The 23,243-nt window shown below is 40.8% G+C and carries 24 protein-coding genes; 17 read left to right on the top strand and 7 right to left on the bottom strand.

Annotated features, from left to right (window positions below; all coding sequences use genetic code 11):
* Window positions 1-20: 20 nt before the first annotated feature.
* Together recQ and kdsA are read left to right on the top strand one after the other, a co-directional pair.
* Window positions 21-2,210 carry a DNA helicase RecQ gene (recQ, locus tag J4N24_RS18130; RefSeq protein ID WP_207535262.1) on the top strand — a complete coding sequence of 730 codons (2,190 nt, stop codon included), beginning with the start codon at window positions 21-23 and terminating at the stop codon, window positions 2,208-2,210.
* Between the two features lie 75 nt (window positions 2,211-2,285).
* Window positions 2,286-3,098 carry a 3-deoxy-8-phosphooctulonate synthase gene (gene kdsA, locus J4N24_RS18125; RefSeq protein WP_207535138.1) on the top strand — a complete coding sequence of 271 codons (813 nt, stop codon included), beginning with the start codon at window positions 2,286-2,288 and terminating at the stop codon, window positions 3,096-3,098.
* An 80-nt stretch (window positions 3,099-3,178) separates the two neighbouring features.
* Here kdsA and J4N24_RS18120 read toward each other — a convergent pair whose 3' ends face one another.
* Entirely contained in the window at window positions 3,179-3,640 is a 462-nt protein-coding gene (locus J4N24_RS18120) for a hypothetical protein (RefSeq protein WP_207535137.1), read from the bottom strand.
* A gap of 93 nt (window positions 3,641-3,733) precedes the next feature.
* On the opposite strand from J4N24_RS18120, the gene gatB reads away from it, so the two are divergent.
* The 3 genes from gatB to J4N24_RS18105 all read left to right on the top strand — a co-directional run bounded on the left by gatB (window position 3,734) and on the right by J4N24_RS18105 (window position 7,105).
* Complete coding sequence (gene gatB / locus J4N24_RS18115; RefSeq protein WP_207535136.1) at window positions 3,734-5,218, top strand: Asp-tRNA(Asn)/Glu-tRNA(Gln) amidotransferase subunit GatB; 1,485 nt, start codon at window positions 3,734-3,736, stop codon at window positions 5,216-5,218.
* Window positions 5,215-6,315 (top strand): redoxin domain-containing protein, encoded by a 1,101-nt coding sequence (locus J4N24_RS18110; RefSeq protein ID WP_369806241.1) that lies wholly within the window; start codon window positions 5,215-5,217, stop codon window positions 6,313-6,315. Before gatB ends, J4N24_RS18110 begins: the two co-directional genes overlap by 4 nt.
* Window positions 6,316-6,418: 103 nt before the next feature.
* Window positions 6,419-7,105, top strand: coding sequence for a response regulator transcription factor (locus J4N24_RS18105; protein ID WP_207535135.1), 687 nt, complete (start codon window positions 6,419-6,421; stop codon window positions 7,103-7,105).
* A gap of 138 nt (window positions 7,106-7,243) precedes the next feature.
* Here J4N24_RS18105 and J4N24_RS18100 read toward each other — a convergent pair whose 3' ends face one another.
* Complete coding sequence (locus J4N24_RS18100) at window positions 7,244-7,435, bottom strand: cold-shock protein (protein WP_207422605.1); 192 nt, start codon at window positions 7,433-7,435, stop codon at window positions 7,244-7,246.
* 170 nt (window positions 7,436-7,605) lie between these two features.
* Here J4N24_RS18100 and J4N24_RS18095 point away from each other — a divergent pair, with 170 nt between their 5' ends.
* The 3 genes from J4N24_RS18095 to J4N24_RS18085 all read left to right on the top strand — a co-directional run bounded on the left by J4N24_RS18095 (window position 7,606) and on the right by J4N24_RS18085 (window position 9,575).
* Window positions 7,606-8,679: a COX15/CtaA family protein gene (locus J4N24_RS18095; RefSeq protein ID WP_242691709.1), complete on the top strand. Its 1,074-nt coding sequence runs from the start codon at window positions 7,606-7,608 to the stop codon at window positions 8,677-8,679.
* A gap of 85 nt (window positions 8,680-8,764) precedes the next feature.
* Window positions 8,765-8,983, top strand: a complete 219-nt coding sequence (locus J4N24_RS18090) for a hypothetical protein (protein ID WP_207535133.1) — start codon at window positions 8,765-8,767, stop codon at window positions 8,981-8,983.
* Window positions 8,984-9,134: 151 nt separating this feature from the next.
* Window positions 9,135-9,575, top strand: coding sequence for an Hsp20/alpha crystallin family protein (locus tag J4N24_RS18085; protein WP_207535132.1), 441 nt, complete (start codon window positions 9,135-9,137; stop codon window positions 9,573-9,575).
* A 61-nt stretch (window positions 9,576-9,636) separates the two neighbouring features.
* Here J4N24_RS18085 and kdsB read toward each other — a convergent pair whose 3' ends face one another.
* From kdsB to trpS, 3 genes are all read right to left on the bottom strand, one after another.
* The gene (gene kdsB / locus J4N24_RS18080; RefSeq protein ID WP_207535131.1) at window positions 9,637-10,416 is read right to left on the bottom strand and encodes a 3-deoxy-manno-octulosonate cytidylyltransferase; all 780 of its coding nucleotides are present in this window, start codon (window positions 10,414-10,416) and stop codon (window positions 9,637-9,639) included.
* A 15-nt stretch (window positions 10,417-10,431) separates the two neighbouring features.
* Complete coding sequence (locus tag J4N24_RS18075) at window positions 10,432-11,046, bottom strand: deoxynucleoside kinase (RefSeq protein WP_207535130.1); 615 nt, start codon at window positions 11,044-11,046, stop codon at window positions 10,432-10,434.
* 110 nt (window positions 11,047-11,156) lie between these two features.
* Entirely contained in the window at window positions 11,157-12,152 is a 996-nt protein-coding gene (trpS, locus tag J4N24_RS18070; RefSeq protein WP_207535129.1) for a tryptophan--tRNA ligase, read from the bottom strand.
* Between the two features lie 41 nt (window positions 12,153-12,193).
* Here trpS and J4N24_RS18065 point away from each other — a divergent pair, with 41 nt between their 5' ends.
* From J4N24_RS18065 to J4N24_RS18050, 4 genes are all read left to right on the top strand, one after another.
* The gene (locus J4N24_RS18065; protein ID WP_207535128.1) at window positions 12,194-12,919 is read left to right on the top strand and encodes a lysophospholipid acyltransferase family protein; all 726 of its coding nucleotides are present in this window, start codon (window positions 12,194-12,196) and stop codon (window positions 12,917-12,919) included.
* A 1-nt stretch (window position 12,920) separates the two neighbouring features.
* A complete protein-coding gene (gene gatC, locus J4N24_RS18060) occupies window positions 12,921-13,214 on the top strand; it encodes an Asp-tRNA(Asn)/Glu-tRNA(Gln) amidotransferase subunit GatC (protein WP_207535127.1) in 294 nt (97 codons plus the stop codon).
* Window positions 13,215-13,290: 76 nt separating this feature from the next.
* The gene (gene hrpB, locus J4N24_RS18055) at window positions 13,291-15,768 is read left to right on the top strand and encodes an ATP-dependent helicase HrpB (RefSeq protein ID WP_207535126.1); all 2,478 of its coding nucleotides are present in this window, start codon (window positions 13,291-13,293) and stop codon (window positions 15,766-15,768) included.
* 67 nt (window positions 15,769-15,835) lie between these two features.
* Complete coding sequence (locus J4N24_RS18050) at window positions 15,836-16,378, top strand: OmpA family protein (protein WP_207535125.1); 543 nt, start codon at window positions 15,836-15,838, stop codon at window positions 16,376-16,378.
* A 51-nt stretch (window positions 16,379-16,429) separates the two neighbouring features.
* Here J4N24_RS18050 and J4N24_RS18045 read toward each other — a convergent pair whose 3' ends face one another.
* Window positions 16,430-17,953 carry a trypsin-like peptidase domain-containing protein gene (locus J4N24_RS18045; protein ID WP_242691708.1) on the bottom strand — a complete coding sequence of 508 codons (1,524 nt, stop codon included), beginning with the start codon at window positions 17,951-17,953 and terminating at the stop codon, window positions 16,430-16,432.
* 201 nt (window positions 17,954-18,154) lie between these two features.
* Between J4N24_RS18045 and J4N24_RS18040 the strand changes: the two genes are divergently transcribed.
* The 5 genes from J4N24_RS18040 (at window position 18,155) to J4N24_RS18020 (ending at window position 22,813) form a co-directional block, all read left to right on the top strand.
* Window positions 18,155-19,300, top strand: a complete 1,146-nt coding sequence (locus J4N24_RS18040) for a zinc-dependent alcohol dehydrogenase (RefSeq protein WP_242691707.1) — start codon at window positions 18,155-18,157, stop codon at window positions 19,298-19,300.
* An 11-nt stretch (window positions 19,301-19,311) separates the two neighbouring features.
* On the top strand, window positions 19,312-19,794 hold the full coding sequence (locus J4N24_RS18035) for a hypothetical protein (RefSeq protein WP_207535123.1): 483 nt from the start codon (window positions 19,312-19,314) through the stop codon (window positions 19,792-19,794).
* 122 nt (window positions 19,795-19,916) lie between these two features.
* The gene (locus tag J4N24_RS18030) at window positions 19,917-21,065 is read left to right on the top strand and encodes a PQQ-dependent sugar dehydrogenase (RefSeq protein ID WP_207535122.1); all 1,149 of its coding nucleotides are present in this window, start codon (window positions 19,917-19,919) and stop codon (window positions 21,063-21,065) included.
* A 69-nt stretch (window positions 21,066-21,134) separates the two neighbouring features.
* On the top strand, window positions 21,135-22,325 hold the full coding sequence (locus tag J4N24_RS18025; protein WP_207535121.1) for a BaiN/RdsA family NAD(P)/FAD-dependent oxidoreductase: 1,191 nt from the start codon (window positions 21,135-21,137) through the stop codon (window positions 22,323-22,325).
* 80 nt (window positions 22,326-22,405) lie between these two features.
* Window positions 22,406-22,813: an META domain-containing protein gene (locus tag J4N24_RS18020; RefSeq protein WP_207535120.1), complete on the top strand. Its 408-nt coding sequence runs from the start codon at window positions 22,406-22,408 to the stop codon at window positions 22,811-22,813.
* 136 nt (window positions 22,814-22,949) lie between these two features.
* Here the strand turns inward: J4N24_RS18020 and J4N24_RS18015 are convergent, their stop codons facing one another.
* Complete coding sequence (locus tag J4N24_RS18015) at window positions 22,950-23,186, bottom strand: hypothetical protein (RefSeq protein ID WP_207535119.1); 237 nt, start codon at window positions 23,184-23,186, stop codon at window positions 22,950-22,952.
* Window positions 23,187-23,243: the final 57 nt, after the last annotated feature.

Genomic DNA, 23,243 nt, shown 5'->3' with positions numbered 1-23,243 from the left:
ATAATTTCCCGGTGAGGACGATGGAGATAAAGAAATCATTATTCGATAATTTACAGAACTTTTTTGGCTTCGATAATTTCAAAGGTGAGCAAGAAGCTATCATAACTAATATACTACAGAAAAAAGACACATTCGTAATAATGCCGACAGGCGGGGGCAAATCTATTTGCTACCAATTGCCTGCTTTAATGAGCGAGGGGACTGCCGTGGTAATTTCACCTCTGATTGCCTTGATGAAGAATCAGGTTGATCAGTTACGTGCTTTTGGAGGAACAGATAGTATTGCACACTTTCTGAATTCGTCATTAAATAAGTCTGAGATAACAAAAGTTAAACAAGACGTTCTTAGTGGAGAAACAAAATTGCTTTACGTTGCGCCAGAGTCTTTAGCGAAAGCAGAGAATGTTGATTTTTTACGTTTGATCACAGTTTCTTTCGTCGCTGTAGACGAGGCTCACTGTATTTCAGAATGGGGGCATGATTTCAGGCCAGAGTATAGAAAGATCCGTCAGGTGATCAGCAATCTGGGCGAGAATATTCCGATTATAGCTTTAACAGCGACCGCTACCCCTAAAGTACAGCAGGATATTATTAAGAACCTGCAGATGAACGACGCTACTTTATTCAAATCTTCTTTTAATAGATCTAACCTCTTTTACGAAGTAAGACCTAAAAAGAACATCATGAAGGAGATCATTCGCTTCATTAAAGGACATAGTGGTAAAACAGGCATTGTTTATTGCTTAAGCAGGAAAAAGGTAGAGGAGGTTGCAGAAGCTTTAAATTTAAATGGGATTAAGGCTCTTCCTTACCACGCTGGTTTAGATGCCAAGGTGCGCGCCGATACACAGGATAAGTTCCTTATGGAAGAGGTTGAGGTAATTGTTGCCACAATTGCTTTCGGTATGGGCATCGATAAACCAGATGTTCGTTTTGTCATCCACCATGATATTCCAAAGAGTATGGAGGGGTACTATCAGGAAACTGGTCGTGCTGGTCGTGATGGTGGAGAAGGGGTATGTGTTGCTTTCTATTCTGAGAAAGATATAGATAAGCTGGCTAAGTTTATGAAAGACAAGCCAGTTTCAGAACGTGAAATTGGAACCCAGATATTAAAAGAGGTAATTGATTACGCAGAATCATCTGTTTGTAGAAGAAAGCAAATACTTCATTATTTCGGTGAGAATTTTAATGAAGCAGGATGTGGCGAAATGTGTGATAATTGCCGGGCTACCAAAACTTATTTTGATGGATCAGAAAAGCTTCAGCAAGTTCTGAAGCTGATAGAAGAGTTTGGTGAAAAGTTCGACGACCATCACATTATTAATTTCATGATAGGAGAGGAGACCTCTCAGATTTCAGCCTACGATCAAAACAAACATGAGTTATTTGGTAGTGGCAAGGAAGATGGAATAATTCTTTGGAAGTCCCTTCTTAGACAGGCATTACTGAACAACTATATCTCTAAGGATATAGATAATTATGGCCTGCTCCATTTGACCAAGTCTGGAAAAGCATTCATAGAATCCCCTCATTCCATCCGTTTTATATTGAACAGGCAGATGGAAACTGGAGAAGACGAGCAGGAAGACGGTGCTCAGCAAGGAACAGGTGCATTGGATACGGAGCTGCTTCAGATGTTGAAGGATTTACGTAAGAAGATCGCAAAGCAGAAAAACTTGCCTCCTTTTGTAGTCTTTCAGGATCCTTCTCTTGAGGAAATGTGTACTCACTATCCTGTTTCAGTCGACGAGTTGAAACAAATCCAGGGGGTGGGAGCTGGTAAGGCAATGAAATTTGGTGCTCCTTTCATTGAACTTATTAAGAAATACGTAGAAGAGAATGATATCGACCGTCCGGTTGATCTTGTTATAAAAAGCACTGCCAATAAATCCGCCTTAAAGGTTTCCATCATTCAAAATATAGATCGTAAAATATCACTGGAAGACATTGCCTCTTCTAAGGGTATTAGTTATGAAGATATTATTCGTGAGGTTGAATCTATTGTAAATTCAGGGACTAAATTAAATTTGGATTATTATATAGATGAGCTGATTGATGAAGATCGCCAGGATGAAGTATTCGATTATTTCCGTTCGGCCGAGGCAGATTCAGTCGAAGATGCTTTAAAAGAATTAGGCAGCGACGATTATACTTTAGAAGAGCTTCAGTTAATGAGGATAAAATTCCTTTCTGAATTAGGAAACTAATTAAAAAATTATAAAAACTTGAAGTCGGAACGCTAACCCACTGGTTATGTCTTCCGACTTTTTTATTTTCGTACTATGATCCTTAACGTCCCAAACATCAAACATGCCGACAGTAAGAACTTTTTCTTAATGGCTGGCCCATGTGCTATTGAAGGAGAAGATATCGCACTTCGTATAGCAGAGAAGATCGTAACTATCACAGATCGGCTGAATATCCCTTATATATTCAAGGGATCTTATAAAAAGGCAAACCGGTCTCGGATAGATTCTTTCACAGGTATCGGGGATGAAAAGGCTCTGAAAATACTAGCAAAGATTAGTAAGGAGTTCGGAGTGCCAACGGTAACCGACATTCACGAAAGTAGTGAGGCAGTGATGGCGGCAGAATACGTAGACGTATTGCAGATCCCAGCTTTCCTGTGTCGACAAACTGACCTCCTTATTGCAGCAGCAAAGACAGGTAAGACGGTAAATATTAAAAAGGGCCAGTTTCTTTCTGCTTCTTCTATGCAATTTGCAGTTGATAAGGTTAAAGACTCCGGAAATAACAATGTAATATTAACCGACAGGGGAAATACCTTTGGTTATCAGGATCTTATTGTTGATTATCGGAATATTCCGGAGATGCGCTCATTTGGCGTGCCAGTTGTGATGGATTGTACACATTCTTTACAACAGCCTAACCAATCTTCAGGAGTAACTGGTGGAAAACCGGCCTTAATTGAGACAATTTCAAAGGCTGCGATTGCAGTCGGTGCAGATGGGTTGTTTATTGAAACACATCCTGAGCCAGAGAACGCGAAGTCTGATGGGGCTAATATGTTGCACCTTACTTTATTAGAGCAACTGCTTGAAAAGCTTATTAAAGTTAGACAGGCGGTACTTTAGGGCCAAAATAAAAGCGGCTTCTATCTAAGAAGCCGCTCAAGTTCGTTGAAGTTTTTTACAGTTATTCCTAATACATCTACCTAATTATCCTTATTTACAGAGGCCTGTTCTTCTGATGCTTTTGGATGACCATTAATAACAAAATATTTTGAGTTAGTACTATTGGCAATAGCTACCTGTTTGTTTTTCTGGTCACTATAGTGTCCGTATCTCAGGACATGTGCCTTGTAATTAAGATAGGGTTCGGGGCGGTTGATCACCACTTTATACGCTGAATACAGATCCACGTTTTTATAAACTTCAGGAAGCGCTTCAGCTTGCATCCATTTGCCTTGGTCTAAATAAATGAATTTCTTTTCAGCCACACTATAATAGGATTTAACTTCAGGGATAAAATAGTAAGCCACAGTGTTATAGCCAACTGGTCCCCATAATGGTTGTTCTGAAATATTACCGGAAGAACGTTTTTGTTCCTGTGCATTAACGGTACCTACGGCCAATACCATGCACAGCATTACTGCAGTGTAAATTATTTTTTTCATAAGATAGATTTTGATGTATTACCAAAATTTCAAAGTTCATGCCATCAATTATAAATTTTGATCAGAAGTAGTATATTTGGCCTAATGACTTTAATGGCTGCAGAACCAAAAAAACTTAATGACGAAGTTCTTGATAAGTATGAACTTGTGATAGGATTAGAGATCCATGCTCAATTATCTACCAAAACAAAGATCTTCTCTTCAGATCCTGCTTTCTTTGGCGCTGAGCCAAATAAACATACCACTCCAATTTCACTGGGTTTGCCTGGAACTTTACCTAAAGTGAACCGGGAAGTTGTTACCTATGCAGTAAAATTAGGCCTCGCTACTCATTGCCGTATTAACTTGGTTAATCGCTTTGACAGGAAAAACTATTTCTACGCTGACCTCCCTAAAGGTTATCAGATCACCCAGGATGAGTTGCCTATTTGTAAAGATGGTTATGTAACTATTTCTTCAAAGGATAAACCGTCGAAGCAGATCAGGTTAAACCGTATCCATATGGAGGAAGACGCCGGAAAAAGCATGCACGACAGAGACGATAAGTATTCACTTATTGACCTGAACCGTGCTGGTGTTCCCTTGTTGGAGATAGTGTCCGAACCGGATATTCGTTCTGCAGAAGAAGCAGCCGCTTATCTTTCAGAGGTTCGGAAAATTGTTCGCTACCTTGGCGTGTGTGATGGAAATATGGAAGAGGGTAGCCTACGTTGCGACGCTAATATTTCTGTAAGGTTAAAAGGAGAAACCGAGTACGGTTGCCGTTGTGAGGTAAAGAACCTGAACTCTATAAGAAATCTGCAAAGAGCGATAACTTACGAATTTAAACGGCAGGTTAGCGTTATTGAAGAAGGCGGTAAGATAGATCAAAATACGTTGAATTTTGACGCAGCTACAGGAGTTACTTCCGTACTTCGTTCTAAAGAAATGGCTCTGGATTACCGGTATTTCCCCGAGCCAGACATGCCTCCGCTTCATTTAACGGAAGAATGGGTGGAAAGCCTTCGTAATACTCTACCTGAGCTTCCTGAACAAAGGATCAAGAAATATATGACACAATTCGGCTTGTCAGAAAGTGACGCTGTTCAGTTAACTAATGATAAGGCCGTAGCAGATTTCTATGAAGAGATCGCTACTTACACTAAAAATTATAAGTCTGCTTCAAACTGGGTAAATGGGCCTTTGCAATCGCTTATAAACGAGAAAGGGAAGGATGCTTCAGAACTGGGTATTTCTGCTAAATCAATCTCAGAGATCATCTCCCTGGTAGATTCAGGCAAGATAAACAATTCAGCAGCAACACAACAGGTGTTTCCTGCATTGGTTAATTCTCCGGACAAAACAGTGGATACGATCGTACATGAATTGAACCTGGTTATTGACACAGATGAAGACCAGCTGTCTCAGCTGATTGATCAGGCCGTAAATAAATTCCCGGATAAAGTAGCTGAATACAATAAAGGGAAAAAAGGCGTTTTAGGTTTGTTTATGGGAGAGTTGATGAAACTTTCCGGAGGAAAGATAGATCCTAAAACAGCGAATAAACTACTTATACAGAAAATAGAATCATTAAAGTGAGAAGGATTTCAGGAGCAGCCTTAGTGCTGGTGGCGTTACTTGCGGCTTGTAAAAATAAAGATCAGTTTACCTTGAACGGGAAACTCGAAAATGCAGACACTATTAAGCAGGTTTATTTATATAAGCAGGGTATGGTGGTTGACTCTGCTTTATTAAATGAAGACAAGGAGTTTAAATTCAATGTAGCTTCACCTGATCCTGATTTCTATTTTATTGTTACCCCTGGTGAAAAGAACTATTTATTACTGGCGCAGAATGGTGATGACCTTGAATTTAGGGCAGATTATAAAAATCCTTCTGGCGAGTATACTATTGATGGTTCAGAACTGGCTGATAAGTTAGAGGACTTTAATAAAATAAGCGCTTCCCACCAAAAGAAATTTGCCGAGTTACAGCGTAGATACGAAGAGACGGTTTCGAAGAACCCTGCTTTAAGAGATTCCATAGTAGCAGTAATGACGCCTGTTTTTCAAGAAAACATGGATGAGTTTGCGCAGGCCTCTATTAAGTTTGGTAACGAGAATAAGGATAACCTCGCGGGATTTTATGCTATGAGCTCTCTTGATCGCACGCAATACGAGCAACCAGTAGTTGCATATGCAGAACAGATCAAGGGTAAGTTCGCTAACAATAAAGCAGTGCAGGAGTTCCTTGCTTACACAGACAAAATAAAGAGTCTTGCTATAGGACAGACAGCTCCTGAGTTCGAAGCCCCATCTCTTGAAGGATCTAATATTAAGCTATCCAGTTTAAGAGGAAAGTATGTTCTTATAGACTTTTGGGCTTCCTGGTGTCCTCCTTGCCGCGAGGAAAATCCAAATCTTGTTAAGCAGTACAAGGCCTACAGTGGTAAAAACTTTACTATTCTCGGTGTTTCTCTTGATAATTCAAAGGATGCATGGAAGAAAGCTATCAATGACGATCATCTTAGTTGGAATCATGTTTCGGAGCTTAATCAGTGGGAAAGCAACATCGCTAAGAAATACCAGGTAGAGGCATTACCTTCTTCATTTCTTATAGATCCGCAAGGGAAGATCGTAGCAAAAAACCTTCGGGGCAATCAGCTTGAAGAATTCTTAAAGAAAACATTGAGATAAACTCATCGTTGTGTTAAGGATTTGTAATTCTTAACAATTATTTAATATTGCCTTAACTGTTTCCTGCAGTTCTCGTTATACTTTAGTGGCATAAAATAAAGTCATGAGTTCAACAAAGCAAAAAATTCTCATTGTAGATGACGAACCGGATATCCGTGAGCTTATAGAATATAATCTTAAAAAAGAAGGTTATCAGGTTTATACTGCCTCTAATGGACAAGAAGGTGTTTCTGAAGCAAAGAAAGTTCATCCAGATCTTATCATTCTTGATATAATGATGCCTAAGATGGATGGTATCGAGGCATGCAGACTACTACGCACAATGAATGAATTTAAAAACACGTTCATGGTGTTTTTAACTGCCCGCAGTGAAGAATATTCAGAGATTGCGGGATTCAACGTTGGCGCTGATGATTACATCGCCAAGCCAATAAAACCAAGAGCCCTTGTTAGCCGGATAAATGCTATCTTAAGGAGAAATAGCCAGACAGAAGACGTTGCAGAAAATAAATTGGAGATCTCTGATTTAGTCATAGACCGCGAAACTTACCTCGTTTACAGACACGGTGAAAAAACAGTGCTCGCAAAAAAGGAATTTGAGTTATTGTATTTGCTTGCTTCCAAGCCAGGAAAGGTTTATACCAGAGAGGTGATATTGAAAAGTATTTGGGAAGACTCTGTAGTGGTAACCAATCGTACAATAGATGTACACATCAGAAAGCTGCGCGAAAAGCTTGGCGAAAACTACGTAAGCACCGTGAAGGGAGTAGGATACAAGTTTGAAGCCTAGGTGAAAAATCCAGGGCTTCCATCTTAATTAAGATAATTACTTCCACACTTAGCAAGATAATTTTCTAAACCTGATCACAAAAAAAAAGCATTTCCCTTTTTAAGAGAAATGCTTTTCCGATTAATATTTCTATAGTAATTAAACTACCTTCACATTTACCGCATTAGGTCCTTTACGACCTTGTTCTACTTCGAACTCAACATTGTCATTCTCGCGAATGTTGTCAACAAGTCCTGTAGAATGAACAAAGATTTCGCCTCCGCCATTTGACGGGATGATAAAACCGAAACCTTTAGTTTCATTGAAAAATTTTACTGTTCCTTTTTGCATTATATTATTTATTAAAAACATAAAGGTAGACTAAATAATTCGTAAAGATGCAAGGTTTGAAAAATAAAGTTCACCCTTCAAATTACTGTTAAAGCTAGTTCCCCATAACTAGGTATTAAAAAATGACACCCGTCATTGAACGATTAAGGTTTTTAATTCAAATTGCATCCATGTCTGTAATATCCTCAACAAGTATTCTGAAGAAAGAGAGACTTATCATTGTTTGGCTTCTGATAGGAGTGGTCATGTTAATTTTTCAAATCCTGCTTGGCGCCATTACCCGGCTAACCGGTTCTGGCCTTTCCATTACAGAATGGAAACCCCTTTTAGGAGCAATCCCACCGTTAACCGAAAAAGCCTGGCAAGAAAGCTTTGAAAAATATCAACAGATAGCGCAATTTAAAAAGCTTAACAGCCATTTCGTTTTGTCTGATTATAAATCAATATTCTTCTGGGAGTGGTTCCACAGAGAGTGGGCAAGGCTTATTGGTCTTGTATTTATTATTCCCTTCATTGTTTTCATTATAAAAAAGAGGATAAGCCGGAGAATGATCGTACCCCTGATTATTTTATTTGTCTTGGGTGGTCTTCAGGGTTTGATTGGCTGGATTATGGTAAAAAGCGGTTTGAACGACACCGACGTTGTTGTTAATCACGTAAAACTAGCAATACACTTTATCAGTGCCCTGGTATTGCTGGTTTATTTGCAATGGTTTACCATGAAGTTGGCTGTTCCAGTAAATCAAATCCGCTATGGAAGAGGGCTTAGAATAACAACCTCTATTCTACTGATGCTATTATTTCTTCAAATGATCTACGGTGCTTTCATGGCCGGATCCCATGCTGCTTTGTATGGTGCAACCTGGCCTGATATCAATGGACAAATCGTCCCAGCTTCCATGTTTAGTTCTACTGCAACCACCTGGGTTTTAATAAATGATCCTATAGTCATTCAATTTATCCATAGGGGATTAGCGTATCTGATTGCTTTGTTAATTATAGTATGGTTCTACCAGGCTGGAAAGATAGAGCAGAAATGCTGGGTTCGAAAGTATCGTGGCCTTGTATTATTATTGGTAACTGTGCAAGTTGTCCTGGGAATACTGGCGCTTTTGAATAGTATGTATAGTCATGCTATCTACTATGCAGTTCTCCATCAATTTGTAGGAATTCTTCTTTTGTTGGCTGTTGTCGCTGGGGCTTTCCTGATTAGAAGAAATCCCTCCTATTATAATCACCCTTAATGTTACTCAGAATTATGACTATGGTCATTTTAATGAAACAAAAAAAAGCGAACTTACTTTCCATATATAAACTAATATAAAACCAATGGAACAAATTGAATTTACAATTGATGGTCAGTTATATGAAGTAGAAGAAAGCGAAGGAACTTTCTCCGTGGTTCAGGACTCTGTTTTTATAGGACAGCTCTATAGGGAAAAAGACCAATCCTGGTCGTGGGAGTCAGCTGAAGGTGGCTTTTCAGATAATTTCCCTTGGGGAGAGATAGGGAAGAAGATCGATAAACACATTGCAAATCTAGCATGATAATTAAAATAAGGAAGACAAAATGGCTGGTGTAATTTTTATTACCGGCCATTTTGGCTTCTTGTAGCTAAATTTTCTCCTAAAAGCCGAATGGTACAAAACTTGAAATAAGTCTGGTAAATCATTAAAAAAATAATAGGAGGAAATAAAAATGGCACTAGTAAAATTTTCAAACGGTAACAACAACAATGCTTTAAGTCCTTGGTTCTCTGATGTGTTTGAGAATTTCTTTAATGACTCTTATGTATCAGACCGGTTAACCACACGTGTTCCTGCAGTAAATATTGCAGAGACTGAAAATGGATTTCATATAGAGCTAGCAGCTCCTGGATTAAAGAAAGAAGATTTCAAGATCAATCTCGAAAAGAATGTATTAAGCATTGCTGTTGAGAAAAGAGCAGAAAGTACTGAAGAAAATAAAAGGTTCAGTAGAAAAGAGTATAACTATAGCTCATTTGTAAGGTCATTTACTCTTCCTGAGACAGCTGACCAAACTAATATCGATGCCGAATATACTGACGGTATCCTTAAAATTAGTGTAGCTAAAAAAGAAGAAGCGAAGCTTCTGACAAGAGAAATTTCAATTAAATAAGGTATTTTGTAGGTTAGGTTGATTGAGGCGCTGCTTTTGGAAACAAAGGCAGCGCTTTTATTTATTGAATTTGATTGAGCACCTTTTTTAAATCGTCGGGCGTGTCTATAGCTGTAGTTTCAATATCTGTTACCGCTACTTTTATCCGGTAGCCGTTTTCTATCCAACGTAATTGCTCAAGTGCTTCTGTTTTCTCAAGAATAGAAACAGGTAACCTGGTAATGCTTTGTAAAGTATCGATACGGTACCCGTAAATTCCAATATGTTTGTAAAATTGGTGCATTTTTAGCCATTCGTTCTGCTCTGTTCCTCTTACATGAGGAATAGTAGCCCTACTGAAATAAATAGCTTCAGAAAGCTTGTTCAGCACAACTTTAGGAGAGTTTACATTAAACAACTCTTCTTCTGTTGTAATTGGTTTTACCAGGGTTGCTAATACTGTATCGGAAGGGGCAAAGCAACTGCACACCATGTCAATTTGCTTCGGATCTATAAAAGGTTCGTCTCCTTGTATATTAATGATAATATCAAAGCCCGGAAGTTTTTGAGCAACCTCTGCACATCTGTCGGTGCCGCTTTGGTGAGTGTCAGCCGTCAGGATGGCACGACCACCAAATGCTCTAACATGCATTAAAATACGCTCATCATCCGTTGCAACAACTACCTCATCGAGCTTCTGTGTCTTCAATGCCTGCTCGTAAACCCGTTGTATCATACTTTTTCCTTCAATGTCAATCAAAGGTTTCCCAGGAAAGCGAGTTGAAGCGTATCTGGCCGGAATTACTCCAAGAATTTTAGTTATTGTGGTTGCAGGCGTCTCTGCTGTCGAGCTTTGTTGCATGTTAAGCTATGGTTCTTAAAATAATCCGTGTATTTCTCGTTCGATGCTTTGAATAATAAAGCCAAGATCTTCGGGGTTGTTTGCGAAATCCAACTTGTCCTTATCCAATACGAGTAATTTTCCTTCCTTGTATCCGCCAATCCATTTCTGGTATTTCTCATTCAACTTAGAAAGATAATCTAAACGGATTCCGGCTTCGTATTCACGACCTCTTCTTTGAATATTGTTAACCAAAGTAGGTACAGACGCTTTCAGGTAGATCAAAAGATCCGGAGGCTTAATGAAGGAAGTCATATTGTCGAAAATTGCCCGATAATTATCATAATCGCGACTAGTCATCAAGCCCATCTCGTGGAGGTTTTCAGCAAAGATGTAAGCATCCTCATAGATCGTGCGGTCTTGAACAATATTCCTGTCGCCGCTGGTTATTTCCCTGATCTGATTAAACCTGCTGTTCAGGAAATATATCTGAAGATTAAAACTCCAACGCTTCATGTCGCTGTAGAAATCCTCCAGGTAAGGATTGTTGTCTACTGCCTCAAAATGAGCTTCAAATCCAAGGTGTTTTGATAATAATTCAGTAAGCGTTGTTTTACCTGCTCCAATATTTCCTACTATGGCAATATGCATACTGTAAAAGTATAATTTTAATTTACGATTTATGAGTGCGCACTACGATTTTCTTGACGGCACCAGGTCTCTGCTTCTTTACGCTCTAAATGCGCCGAATCAGATTTTTATTAAAAGGAGCGAAAGCCTATAATCTCCCTTACTTCGCGAATTGTTTTGGAAGCACTTTCTCTTGCTTTTTCTGCGCCTATTTTTGCCACTTTACTCAAGTACTCCGTATCTGCAGCTATTGCATTGATCTTTTCGCGTACGGGTTCGGTAGCAATGATCATGTCTTCAGCTAATTGCTTTTTAAAGTCGCCATAACGAATCTGACATTTATTATAGAGCTCATCAAAATGCGTATACGTATCTGTAGAAGAAACAATCTTCATCAAATCAAAAAGATTTTGGATCGGCTCAGGCTTCGGCTGATTTTCTTCAGTAGGACCACTGTCACTCACCGCGCGCATTACTTTCTTCCTTATTACTTCTACACTATCTGAAAGATAGACCGCATTTGCTTCGCCTTCTGATTTACCCATTTTACCTTTACCATCAAGGCCAGGAACTTTAACCAGTTTGTCACTAAAACTAAAAGCGAAGGATTCCGGGAAGTATTCCGTATTGTATAAGCGATTAAAGCGATTACCGAAAGTGCGGGCCATTTCAAGATGTTGCTCCTGGTCTTTACCAACGGGCACCTTAGTGGCCTTATGAATTAAAATATCTGCAGCCATCAAAACCGGATAAGTAAGTAATCCGGCGTTAACATTATCAGGTTGCGACCTTACCTTATCTTTAAAGGAGGTGCTTCTCTCTAACTCGCCCATATAAGCGTTCATATTCAGGAACAGATATAACTCAGCAATTTGAGGAACATCAGATTGAACATATATAGTAGCCTTTTCAGGATCAATTCCCGCTGCAAGGTACTCTATCAGAACCTGCTTTACATTTCCGTGAAGATCGTCAGGAGTAGGGTGGGTAGTTAAAGAATGATAGTCTGCAATAAAGAAGTAGCAGTTATACTCGTGCTGCATCTTAACAAAATTCTGCACTGCTCCGTAGTAATTACCTAAATGAAGTTTGCCGGTACTGCGTATACCGCTTACAACTGTTTCCATACGGGTGACGAAAGTAAGGAATTTTTATATTTTTGGACTGAATGAAACAATTTTTAAAGAAGGTACATAAAGGCGTCTATATTGCTGTAATAGTCTTTTTCTTCGCCCTATTCTTTCCCTTTTTGTATTTTTTTTCCCGTAAGAAGGAACGGTATCCAATCCTTAATCATTTTAGAAGAGCATTTGCACTTTTAAGTTCGGCCTTTGCTGGTTTCGCCTATCGCTACAACGTAGAAAAAAAGATTGATTGGTCCCGTACCTATATCTTCTGCGCAAACCATACTTCTAACCTCGATATCACTGCTATGACTTTGATGGCCAGGAATAACTTTGCTTTCCTTGGTAAAGATGAGTTATTGGATAATCCCGTTTTAGGGATGTTCTTCAAAACGATAGATATCCCGGTAGACCGCAGTAGCCGCATTTCTTCATTTAAAGCTTTTAAACGAACTGCTGAGTATTTAAAAGAAGGAATCAGCGTAATAATTTTTCCGGAGGGAGGGATAGGAGACGAATTCCCACCAGTTCTTTTACCCTTTAAGAATGGGCCTTTTCGTTTGGCTATCGAGAATAAGGTTCCTATCATTCCCATTTCTATAACAGATGCATGGCAGTTGATGTGGGATGATGGAAGTAAATATGGAAGTCGTCCGGGAATTTGCCATATTTGCATTCATGCTCCAATTGAAACCGCCGATCTTAATACCGAAGACGCGGATGATCTTAGAGATAAAGTTTACGATATAATAAAAAGTGGTTTAGCCTGAAATGAATATAGATAACGAAACAATCACAAAAATAGCAAACCTGGCAAGACTTGAAGTTGCTGATGGTGAAAGGGAATCTTTATTAAAAGACATGAATAATATCCTTCATTTTATGGAGAAATTGAATGAAGTGGACACCAGCAACGTACAGCCTCTGATCTATCTCACTGATGAGATCAATGTTTTACGGGAGGATGAAGTAAAGAAAGAGAGTTCGGTAAGCGAAGCTCTGCAGAATGCGCCTCTACACGATGGCACTTATTTCAAGGTTGCGAAGGTGATAGATAAAGGATAAGGTTTTATTTAAAAATATTTTTGTTTAAGAGCAATGGCGAGGAATATTCCGAGCTTATTGCTCTTTTTTGATTCCAGTGTTTAATTTTGATCAATATAAACTCCCGGTAACAGATATCATTCCTGCTGTTAAACAGGAATTAGCTTCTGGCAATACGTTGATAGTAGCAGCGCCTCCAGGAGCGGGTAAAAGTACACTTCTTCCTTTAGCAATCCTCGATGAGCCTTGGTTGGCAGGAAAAAAGATCATCATTCTCGAACCTCGTCGCCTCGCGGCCAGTTCAGTTGCAAGCAGAATGGCTTCTATGCTGAATGAAAAGGTAGGTCAGACGGTTGGCTATCGTATCCGGTTTGAAAACAAGGTTTCCTCCCAAACCCGTATAGAGGTGGTAACAGAAGGTATTTTAACCCGGATGCTGCAGTCGGACAATGCTCTTGAAGAAGTCTCGCTGGTGATCTTTGATGAATTTCATGAAAGGAGCATACATGCTGATCTGGCTTTGGCTCTCTGCAGAGAAACACAGCAGATCCTGCGGCCCGATCTGCGTATTCTGGTAATGTCTGCGACGCTTGACCTGGCCAATTTACCACAGATGCTGGGAAGCAAGGTAGTAGAAAGTAAGGGGCGAAGCTTTGCTGTGGAAATCCTCTATACAGGAGAGCAGGATATTCAGTCGATACCAGAATTGTGTGCGCAGACCATTGCTAAAGCGCTGAAAGAAAGGGAAGGAGATATTTTGGCTTTTTTGCCGGGCCAGGCAGAAATACGAAAGTGTGAAGACATTTTAAAGCGTAGCGGTAGGCTGGAAGATGTTTATCCCTTGTACGGCCAATTATCCTTTGCAGAACAGCAGGAAGCTATTCAACCTCATCCAACAGGAGGACGTAAGATCGTGTTAGCAACCTCTATTGCCGAGACAAGTATAACGATTGAAGGCATTCGAATAGTAGTAGACAGTGGTTTTACCAGGAAATCCCAATTTGATTTCAAATCGGGCTTGTCAGGGTTAAAGACCATCCCTATATCGCTTGACTCTGCGGATCAGCGAGCGGGCAGGGCCGGGCGGTTGAGCGAGGGGTGTTGCTACCGGATGTGGTCAAAAGCAACAGAGACCAGGATGGCAGAATTCCGTACACCTGAAATTCTCGATGCTGATCTAAGTCCCTTAATCCTTAACTTACATCAGTGGGGAATAACAAATTTCTCTGACCTTACCTGGTTAAACACTCCTCCAGTTTCTAATATTGCAGGAGCAAAAGAGCTACTGGTGTCTCTCGGCGCTATTGATAATAATCAGATCACCAATTTAGGGAAACGTATCAACCATCTGCCTTGTCACCCTCGGATCGCCAATATGCTCTTAATGGCAGAAGATACTGCCGAATTGCCTCTGGCAACAGACATAGCAGCCCTATTGGAAGAGCGTGACCCTCTGTCTATTGTTGGTTCAGATCTTAACTTACGGATTGAAGCACTTCGTAGATACCGCCGGGAGGGCCGGAAGGAGCGTCGCTGGGAGAATATAGAAAAGGTAGCATTGGCTTATAGAAAGCTATTCAAGGTTGATGCCAGTAATGGTATAGTTAAGAATTATGAAACAGGGAGGTTGCTAGCCTATGCTTATCCCGAACGCATAGCATCGCTTAAAAACGGCACGGAGGGACAGTACCAGTTAGCTAATGGACGCACAGCGCTGATGGATAAAGAAGATGAACTTTCAAGAGAACCCTGGATCGCTATTGCACATTTAGATGCCAGAAAAGGGGCCGGAAAGATCTTTATTGCTGCACCCCTGCAGACAAGCGACGTTATCCATCTCTCGAAGGAGAAAGAAAATATCTCCTGGGATACTCGTAAAGGAGGATTGATTGCCCTAAAAGAGCAAAAAATAGGAGTATTGGTATTGAAATCTTCTGCACTTGCTGAAGTAAACGAGGAAATGATTGGAGAAGTAGTTGCTGAAGCAATACGACAAGAAGGAGAGGCCTTATTGAATTTCGATGAAGACCTTGAAGCATGGCAAAACCGAATTTTGAGTTTGAAGAAATGGAATGGTGATGAGCACTGGCCAGACGTAAGCACTGCCTCACTTTTACAGAACAATAAGGATTGGTTGTGGTCCTATCTCTCCAAGATACGGAAACCAGATGATCTAAGGCGGTTGAATCTCGCTCAGATCTTACAAGATAACCTTGACTACAATCTTAGGCTCGAATTGGATAAATTAGCCCCAGCAGCTTTAAGGGTTCCTAGTGGTTCAGAGATTAAACTCCAATACTTTCCCCATGGAGAAACCCCGGTACTTGCAGTTCGCCTTCAGGAAGTTTTCGGCCTGATGGATACCCCAAGCATTAACAATGGAAAGCAAGGCGTGGTGCTGCATCTTTTATCACCAGGATTTAAGCCAGTACAGGTAACATCAGATCTAAGAAGCTTCTGGGCTAATGCTTATTTTGAGGTACGTAAAGAACTTAAAAGGAGATATCCCAAGCACTCCTGGCCAGAGAATCCACTGGAAGCAGAAGCGGTTAGAGGCGTGCGCCGAAAAGCCTGATCTGTAGGCAACAACAGGAAAGTATTTGATTTTTTTATAGATTAGCACCTTAATCACACAAAGAGATATGAAATTATTAAGAACTTTACTTACACCAATGCTTGTTGCCGGCTTGGTAGTTTCTTTCAGCTCGTGCAAATCGAAGAAGAAATTGACAAAAGATGTTCCTCCTCCAGCGGTTGAAAAGGAAAAGCCTGTAGTTGAAGAAAAGAAACCAAGTGCAGCGCCTACTCCACAGCCTTCAACCAATCAAACATCTGCCTCTGAAAGTATGAATTTCAACTTTAAGAACATTCAATTCGAATTTAATTCGGCAGTATTGAAAACTTTCTCTTACGAAGTTTTAGATAAAATAGCTGCAGAGATGAGAAAGAGTCCGACAACAACATTCGAAATCAGCGGACATTCTTCTGCCGAGGGGACAGAGCAGCATAATAAGTCGCTATCAGAAGACAGGGCAACTGCTGTTAAAACTTATTTGGTTAATGCCGGAATCAGTGCTGGTAATTTAAGCACGGTTGGCTATGGTGAAAGCAAGCCAATAACTAAAAATACAACGGAGGCCGACAGAGCCAGAAACAGACGTGTTGAAATAAAAAAAATGAACTAAATGAAAAAGCGGCGATCTTAATCAGGACCGCCGCTTTTTGTTGTAGCTCTTTTAAGCTCCAGTTGGGAAATTAACTACAAATCGCATTCCATCTGGTGTAATACCTTCTATCCGTACCATCCCATTACGCGATGCTGCTAAAGCTGCGTTAATATCAGCATCACTAGTTACAGATTGACCGTTAACTCTGAAAATTACTGTATTTTTTGGAATTCCTGCTCTTTCAAAATAGCCACCTCGTTCTATTCCGGTAACAAGTACCCCGCGGCTCAAACCGTAATACTGTTTAACATTAGAAGGTAAAGCCCCAAAGGTAGCCCCTAATTTACCCTGCAGCACCGAAGAACTGCTTTGAGGTGCTGAAGCTGTTTGCTCTCCTTTAAGCGTAACACTAGTATTTGCTGTCCGCCCATTCCTTAAATAGGATAACTGAACCTTATCACCTGGCCTGTGTCGTGCAATTCTTTCAGAAAACTCAGCAGAAGAGGCAACCCTTGTTCCATCAATGCTTTGGATCACATCGCCTTCTCTTAGTCCGGCACTTGCTGCGGCACTTCCTTGCTGCACACCCGTAATATATACTCCTTGCACAGAACCTGGATTGATCCCTTGTTGCTTTAACAATTGCTCTTCAGCAGAAGGGGCAGGGAAACTAACACCAAGATAACCACGTCTTACCTCACCATAACTTCTCAGGTCGCTAATGATCTTTTTAGCAAGATTGATTGGAATAGCAAAACCATAACCCGCATAACTACCTGTTTGAGAAGCTATAGCGGCGTTAATACCTATGAGCTGGCCAGAGGAATTAACCAGGGCACCGCCACTATTTCCTGGATTTATAGCTGCGTCTGTTTGCAGGAAAGATTCCACTGCTGTACTGCCAGCTTGTTCACCTTGCCTTTGTCCTTGCCCAGGCTCAGCCTGATCTAAAATTCCTATACTTCTTCCTTTTGCACTGATAATGCCGGCAGTGACGGTCGAGTTTAGGGAAAGAGGATATCCTACAGCCAGTACCCATTCGCCCACTTGTACCTGGTCTGAATTACCAAGTTCAACAATAGGAAGGTTGGAACCATTAACTTTTAATAAAGCCAGATCTGTGTTCGGATCACGGCCGATCAATTTTGCTGTAAAAGACCGTCTGTCTGGTAGTGATACTTCTATCTGACTGGCATTTTCAACTACGTGATTATTCGTTACAATATATCCATCAGCAGAAATAAGCACACCCGAGCCGGATGCCCTTGCAGGGGAATTCGATTGTCCGCCACCGCCAAATAATTCATCGTAGAAGCTTCTTGAGGATTGATTCGATGTGTACGTGGTTTTTATGTGAACAACCGCCGGACTAGCTGCTGCAGCTGCCTGCACAAAATCAGGTGCTGCCGGAATCTGCGCGTTTTCAGGAAAATTAGCATAGCTGATCTTATAATTGGATGCTGGAGCTATTGAGGTTAACTGCTGGTTATCGAAGTATCGGTAACCGCTGATAGCCATAATAGCCGAAACTAAGCCTGTAGCAAGCATTAAGCCTGCATATTTTACTAATGTTTGTCTGTTATTGCTTGCCATATTAAAATAAACATTAACTATACAACTTGTTTTAGAAAGTATAATGGAAAATAATCCCAAAGTATTTATTTGACCATTGAAAATCAATTTCGTTTAAGCAGTATATTTTTCTTTCACGTTCTTTCATTTTTTAAATTTTTACAAACATTCATTGATTATCATACGTGGTATTAAAAACAGAAAGGAAACACTATGCTAGCTATGAATTATAGAGGACCCTTTAGGGTTCGTGTTGACCAAAAGCCTTATCCTGAGATACTTCATCCTAATGACGCGATTGTTCGTGTAACCAGGTCCTGCATTTGTGGTTCCGATTTACACTTGTATCATGGCCTGGTTCCAGATACTCGAGTAGGCATGACGTTCGGGCACGAATTTATAGGTGTGGTGGAAGAAGTGGGACCATCTGTCCAAAAATTGAAGGTTGGAGACAATGTAATGGTACCCTTCAATATCGCTTGTGGCCAATGTGCATTTTGTAAACAAGAACTATACGGGAATTGTCACGAATCAAACTCACAGGCTACAGCCGTCGGTGGCATATTTGGCTATTCGCACACCGCAGGAGGTTACGACGGCGGGCAGGCAGAATATGTAAGGGTTCCTTATGCTGATGTTGGTCCCACAGTTATTCCCGCTGACATGGATCCGGACGACGCCGTTTTATTGACAGATGTAGTTCCAACAGGGTATCAGGCTGCTGAAATGGGAGGGATACAGCCGGGAGATACAGTGGTTATTTTTGGAGCAGGCCCTATTGGTATTATGGCTGCCAAATGTTCGTGGTTATTTGGGGCTAAACGGGTTATTGTGATAGATCATATTGATTATCGTCTTGAGTTCGTGAAAAACTACGCAAACGCTGAAGTATATAACTTTAAGTCGTTGGAAGACCCTGTTTTATTCCTTAAGAAAGCAACTGATTGGTTAGGTGCCGATGTCTGTATCGATGCAGTTGGATGTGAGGCCGCCGGAAGCGCCATGCAAACCATTACCGGAAGGAAAACATTGATGCAGGCAGGTTCTGCAACAGCCTTGCACTGGGCTATTAATTCGGTTAAAAAAGGAGGAATTGTATCTATTGTAGGGGTTTACGGACCAACAGGAAACTTAATTCCAATTGGTAACGTGGTAAACAAAGGTATCACTATACGGGCTAATCAGGCATCTGTGAAACGCCTTCTGCCGAGACTTATTGAACATGTTCAGCAAGGCCGTCTAAGTCCGAAAGATATCATTACCCACCGCGTACCATTAGAAGAGATCTCTGATGCTTATCATATCTTCTCGCGTAAATTAGATAATTGTATTAAGCCAGTCCTAATACCGCCATCAGCGAGAGTTTAAACTAATCTACTATGGAAAACACAACAGAATTTAAAAACATAAAAGGTTGGGCCCAGGATGCTGATCCTATTAATGACCCAACCTATCCGATGAAACATAAGACGGATGAAGAACACAAGGGTTATACCTGGGAGAGACCTCCTCAACAGCAACCTACGGTTGAAATCCTTCAGTCCAATGAACGGCCAAATCTTACCGCTGTGTTTGGAACCTCTACACCTCCATCTGGTCTAAGTGGTCGCATCCGGAGGTACGCCTTCCAATACAGCGAAGGTAGTTATGGTCATTGGTTGCCTTTAATCCTTGCAGACCGTGTTAATATGGTTGAAGGAATTATTGACGATCTCAAACGTGGTCACATTCCGAATATATTTGCCGAAAGGGGATGGAATGCCGAATGGAAATATAATCGTCAGGGACTTATTAAGAAAGTGGTTATTACCACTGTGGCCACTGCCGCTATTTTCGCATTGCTTAAAGCGCGCAAAAAGTAGACCCTCCTCACACTATTTTTCCAGGCGATAAGGTGTAAATGCTTATCGCCTTTTCTTTTATAAACCCTCTTTAGCACAAATAGCTTATCTGTTTGTTATTCAAAATACTAAAGCAATATCCCATGAAATATCAGTTGGTACTTTTACTTGTGTCTTCATTTATTTTGGCTTGTAAGCAAGGTAGTTCAAGCTCCGAGGCGCCAAAAGAAATCGTGGTAGAAGGTGATAGTACACAAACTTCCCCTTTAAAAGTTAAACCCGTTACTCTTTATGAGAACTTTTCTAATCCCTGGGGGATGGCTTGGCTGCCAGACGGACGGCTACTGGTAACAGAGCGTTCCGGGGAAATCTTGGTTTTTAAGGACGATAAATATACAGGTCAGAAACTCACTGGTGTTCCTAATGTGTACACCAATGGGCAAGGTGGCTTACTGGATATACAAACCCATCCCAAATACGATGAAAACGGCTGGATCTATTTCGCTTTTGCAAAGCCAGTAAGTGGGGGCGGAGCTACTGCAGTGATGCGTGCTAAGTTAAGAGGAAACGAGCTGGTTGAAAAGCAAGAAATATTTCAGGCTAGTCCGGTTAATTCTGCAGGCATCCACTTTGGTAGCAGGATAGCTTTTGACAATGAGGGATACCTTTATATTGTAGCTGGCGAGAGGGGCACGAATGAGAAAGTTCAAGAATTATCCAATGATCTTGGTAAGATACACCGAGTTTTCGATGATGGAAGAGTGCCTCAGGATAACCCCTTTGTAAATACCTCCAATGCACGTCCTTCCATTTGGAGTTACGGGCATAGAAATCCTCAGGGAATGGTATACGATAAGGAAAACAACCGTCTGTGGGCAGTAGAACATGGCCCTAAGGGAGGTGATGAGTTAAACCTCGTAGAGAAAGGTAAGAATTACGGTTGGCCGGTTGTTACTTACGGCATAGGATACGACGGTACTCCCATCTCAGATAAAACCGAAATGGAAGGGATACAAAAACCAGTAAAGTACTGGGTTCCTTCGCCAGCTCCATGTGGGATGGCATTAGTAAGCAGCGATAAATACCCCGGCTGGAAAGGTAACCTGTTGATCGCAAACCTTTCTTTTAAATATGTAGGAAGGATAAAATTAAATGGGACGAGCTTTGTTAGTGAAGAAAAACTTTTAGAGAATGTAGCCAGAGTTAGGCACGTAGCTCAAAGTCCGGATGGATTTATTTACGTGATTACAGAGGGGCCAGGGAAACTAATTAAGCTGGTTCCGGGCAGTTAATTCCCATCCACGTGTAAACTAACAGATATCTGCATTTGGCACCTCGTGCTTATTGCTACCTTTGCTGCAATGTATCATGCTGTTATCATTGGGGGAGGTGCCTGTGGATTGATGTGTGCTGTTCAAGCAGGCTATCTTGGTAAAAAGGTACTGGTTTTGGAAAAGGCAGACAAACCCGGTGCAAAAATCCTTATTTCTGGAGGGGGGCGATGTAATTACACCAATCTTTATGCTTCGGCCACCAACTTTATTTCCGAGAACGAACACTTCTGTAAATCGGCCTTTTCACAATTTACAGTAGAAGATACCATCAGTTTTTTTGAAACCTATGGGATCGTTGGCACTGAAAAAACATTGGGCCAATTATTTCCTGAAAGCAATAAAGCAAAGGATATCGTCGACGTTTTTGTAAATCTCTGTCATGATTTCGATCAGACTATTCTTTGTAATGCAGAAGTTAAATCAGTTGAACAAACGGTTAAAGGCGGTTTTAAGGTGATTTATACTCTTGGGACTAAAACGAAAGAGGTTGAAGTTCCTGCTGTGGTAGTAGCTTCAGGCGGTCTACCAGTACAGAAAATGGGGGCTTCTGACTTCGGCCTTAAGGTTGCCCGTAACTTTGGTCTGCGCGTAACTAAAACTGCCCCAGCCCTCGTGCCTCTAACAGTTACCGGTAAAGATGCAGACTGGTTTGCCGCGTTATCCGGAAACAGCATCTTTTGCAGGGTAAGTAATAGTAAGATAAGTTTTGAAGAGAATATACTCTTTACGCATTGGGGCTTAAGCGGTCCTTCCATTCTACAGATCTCCTCCTATTGGCGGCCTGGTGAAACGATTGAAATTGATATGCTCCCTCAGCAATCCATTCTAGATCTCATTGATTCAGAAAGATTGACTAATGGTAAAAAACTTTTGTTATCGCTTTTGGCCCATCTTTATTCGAAGAAGTTTGCAGAAGCACTTCGCAAGTATCTTCCTGTTGATAAAAACCTTGCCTCCTTAAGTAAGGACGACCTTTATCAGATAGAACATTTCATTCATCATTTCGAGGTTAAACCAGCAGGTGATAAAGGCTACGATCGCGCAGAAGTAATGCGTGGAGGAGTAGCTACCGACGAACTTTCATCTAAAACGCTGGAAGCTAAAAAGGTACCTGGATTGTTTTTCGGAGGAGAATGTGTGGATGTAACCGGATGGCTCGGTGGTTACAATTTTCAGTGGGCCTGGGCCAGTGGCTTTGTAATTGCACAAAATATTTAGGTAACGTTGAGCGGGTGCATCACTGGGGAGATAAAAACATCCGTCGTTTTGCTCTGTTATTATTTTATAAACTTACTATTATGAAACTATATTTACCCCTCTTTTTTATACTAATCCTCTTCTCCTGCAATGCCCTAAAACCCGAAAACGAGGTGATCGGTTTGGATGGACATCGGTGGGTGCTAACAGCTATTAAGCATAAACCTGTTGTTACTAATAAGAATGCCTTTCTGGAGTTTAGCAAGAAACAGGAGGTTAGTGGCAAGGCATTTTGCAATTCCATCAAAGGGGATTTTACTCTTATGGGAAAAGATCAGCTGACCTTCGAAGGTTTGATATCTACAAAAATGTATTGCGACGGTGTGATGGACCTGGAGAATGAGATGGTATCCAGCCTGGAGAATGTGAAGCGTTATGAAATTAAGAACAGAATGCTTTACCTCTATAATTCTGATAATGTGCTGCTCACCTTTAAAAAAGGAGATTAATGATTCCTGAATTGTACTGTTTAATTTCCGTAAGCTTTTCATAATCATTATCATAAGCCTCTGTTCAAGTGTTTTCATCCTTGTTTCTTTATTGTCTGATGCAAAGTTAGGAAGCTAATGTTGCTTATTTGTAGGCTTAGAAGGCAACGCGGCATTTTACGGGGATTTGCGGACTTTTGCGGAGAATTGCGGAAGGAACAATACTTTCTTCGAGGATTGTTCGAGAAAAGGGGGTACCTTCTTCGAAAATCCTCGAAGCCTTTCCGAACTTGCCTCGAACCTGTCCCGAAGGTGGCCCCTTAGTGTCTAGTCCTAGTATAGCTTTACACTCGTCCTGGATTAATTTGACATCGTCCTGAATAGGACTTAACATATCCTGATTAAGGATTACATTTTATTTAGCTCGAATATAGCAATTGTTCTTGCTGAA

Origin of the sequence: Desertivirga arenae (assembly GCF_017355785.1) — a bacterium.
GTDB lineage: Bacteria > Bacteroidota > Bacteroidia > Sphingobacteriales > Sphingobacteriaceae > Desertivirga > Desertivirga arenae.
Note: the sequence above shows the minus strand (reverse complement) of the source record. Positions and strands in the feature narration are given on the sequence as shown.

Bases quoted from the DNA above. Each gene is read 5' to 3' on its own strand.
- recQ (WP_207535262.1), top strand. From the start codon at position 21: ATGGAGATAAAGAAATCATTATTCGATAATTTACAGAACTTTTTTGGC.
- kdsA (WP_207535138.1), top strand. From the start codon at position 2,286: ATGATCCTTAACGTCCCAAACATCAAACATGCCGACAGTAAGAACTTT.
- J4N24_RS18120 (WP_207535137.1), bottom strand. From the start codon at position 3,640: ATGAAAAAAATAATTTACACTGCAGTAATGCTGTGCATGGTATTGGCC.
- gatB (WP_207535136.1), top strand. From the start codon at position 3,734: ATGGCTGCAGAACCAAAAAAACTTAATGACGAAGTTCTTGATAAGTAT.
- J4N24_RS18105 (WP_207535135.1), top strand. From the start codon at position 6,419: ATGAGTTCAACAAAGCAAAAAATTCTCATTGTAGATGACGAACCGGAT.
- J4N24_RS18100 (WP_207422605.1), bottom strand. From the start codon at position 7,435: ATGCAAAAAGGAACAGTAAAATTTTTCAATGAAACTAAAGGTTTCGGT.
- J4N24_RS18095 (WP_242691709.1), top strand. From the start codon at position 7,606: ATGTCTGTAATATCCTCAACAAGTATTCTGAAGAAAGAGAGACTTATC.
- J4N24_RS18090 (WP_207535133.1), top strand. From the start codon at position 8,765: ATGGAACAAATTGAATTTACAATTGATGGTCAGTTATATGAAGTAGAA.
- J4N24_RS18085 (WP_207535132.1), top strand. From the start codon at position 9,135: ATGGCACTAGTAAAATTTTCAAACGGTAACAACAACAATGCTTTAAGT.
- kdsB (WP_207535131.1), bottom strand. From the start codon at position 10,416: ATGCAACAAAGCTCGACAGCAGAGACGCCTGCAACCACAATAACTAAA.
- J4N24_RS18075 (WP_207535130.1), bottom strand. From the start codon at position 11,046: ATGCATATTGCCATAGTAGGAAATATTGGAGCAGGTAAAACAACGCTT.
- trpS (WP_207535129.1), bottom strand. From the start codon at position 12,152: ATGGAAACAGTTGTAAGCGGTATACGCAGTACCGGCAAACTTCATTTA.
- J4N24_RS18065 (WP_207535128.1), top strand. From the start codon at position 12,194: ATGAAACAATTTTTAAAGAAGGTACATAAAGGCGTCTATATTGCTGTA.
- gatC (WP_207535127.1), top strand. From the start codon at position 12,921: ATGAATATAGATAACGAAACAATCACAAAAATAGCAAACCTGGCAAGA.
- J4N24_RS18050 (WP_207535125.1), top strand. From the start codon at position 15,836: ATGAAATTATTAAGAACTTTACTTACACCAATGCTTGTTGCCGGCTTG.
- J4N24_RS18045 (WP_242691708.1), bottom strand. From the start codon at position 17,953: ATGGCAAGCAATAACAGACAAACATTAGTAAAATATGCAGGCTTAATG.
- J4N24_RS18040 (WP_242691707.1), top strand. From the start codon at position 18,155: ATGAATTATAGAGGACCCTTTAGGGTTCGTGTTGACCAAAAGCCTTAT.
- J4N24_RS18035 (WP_207535123.1), top strand. From the start codon at position 19,312: ATGGAAAACACAACAGAATTTAAAAACATAAAAGGTTGGGCCCAGGAT.
- J4N24_RS18030 (WP_207535122.1), top strand. From the start codon at position 19,917: ATGAAATATCAGTTGGTACTTTTACTTGTGTCTTCATTTATTTTGGCT.
- J4N24_RS18025 (WP_207535121.1), top strand. From the start codon at position 21,135: ATGTATCATGCTGTTATCATTGGGGGAGGTGCCTGTGGATTGATGTGT.
- J4N24_RS18020 (WP_207535120.1), top strand. From the start codon at position 22,406: ATGAAACTATATTTACCCCTCTTTTTTATACTAATCCTCTTCTCCTGC.
- J4N24_RS18015 (WP_207535119.1), bottom strand. From the start codon at position 23,186: ATGTTAAGTCCTATTCAGGACGATGTCAAATTAATCCAGGACGAGTGT.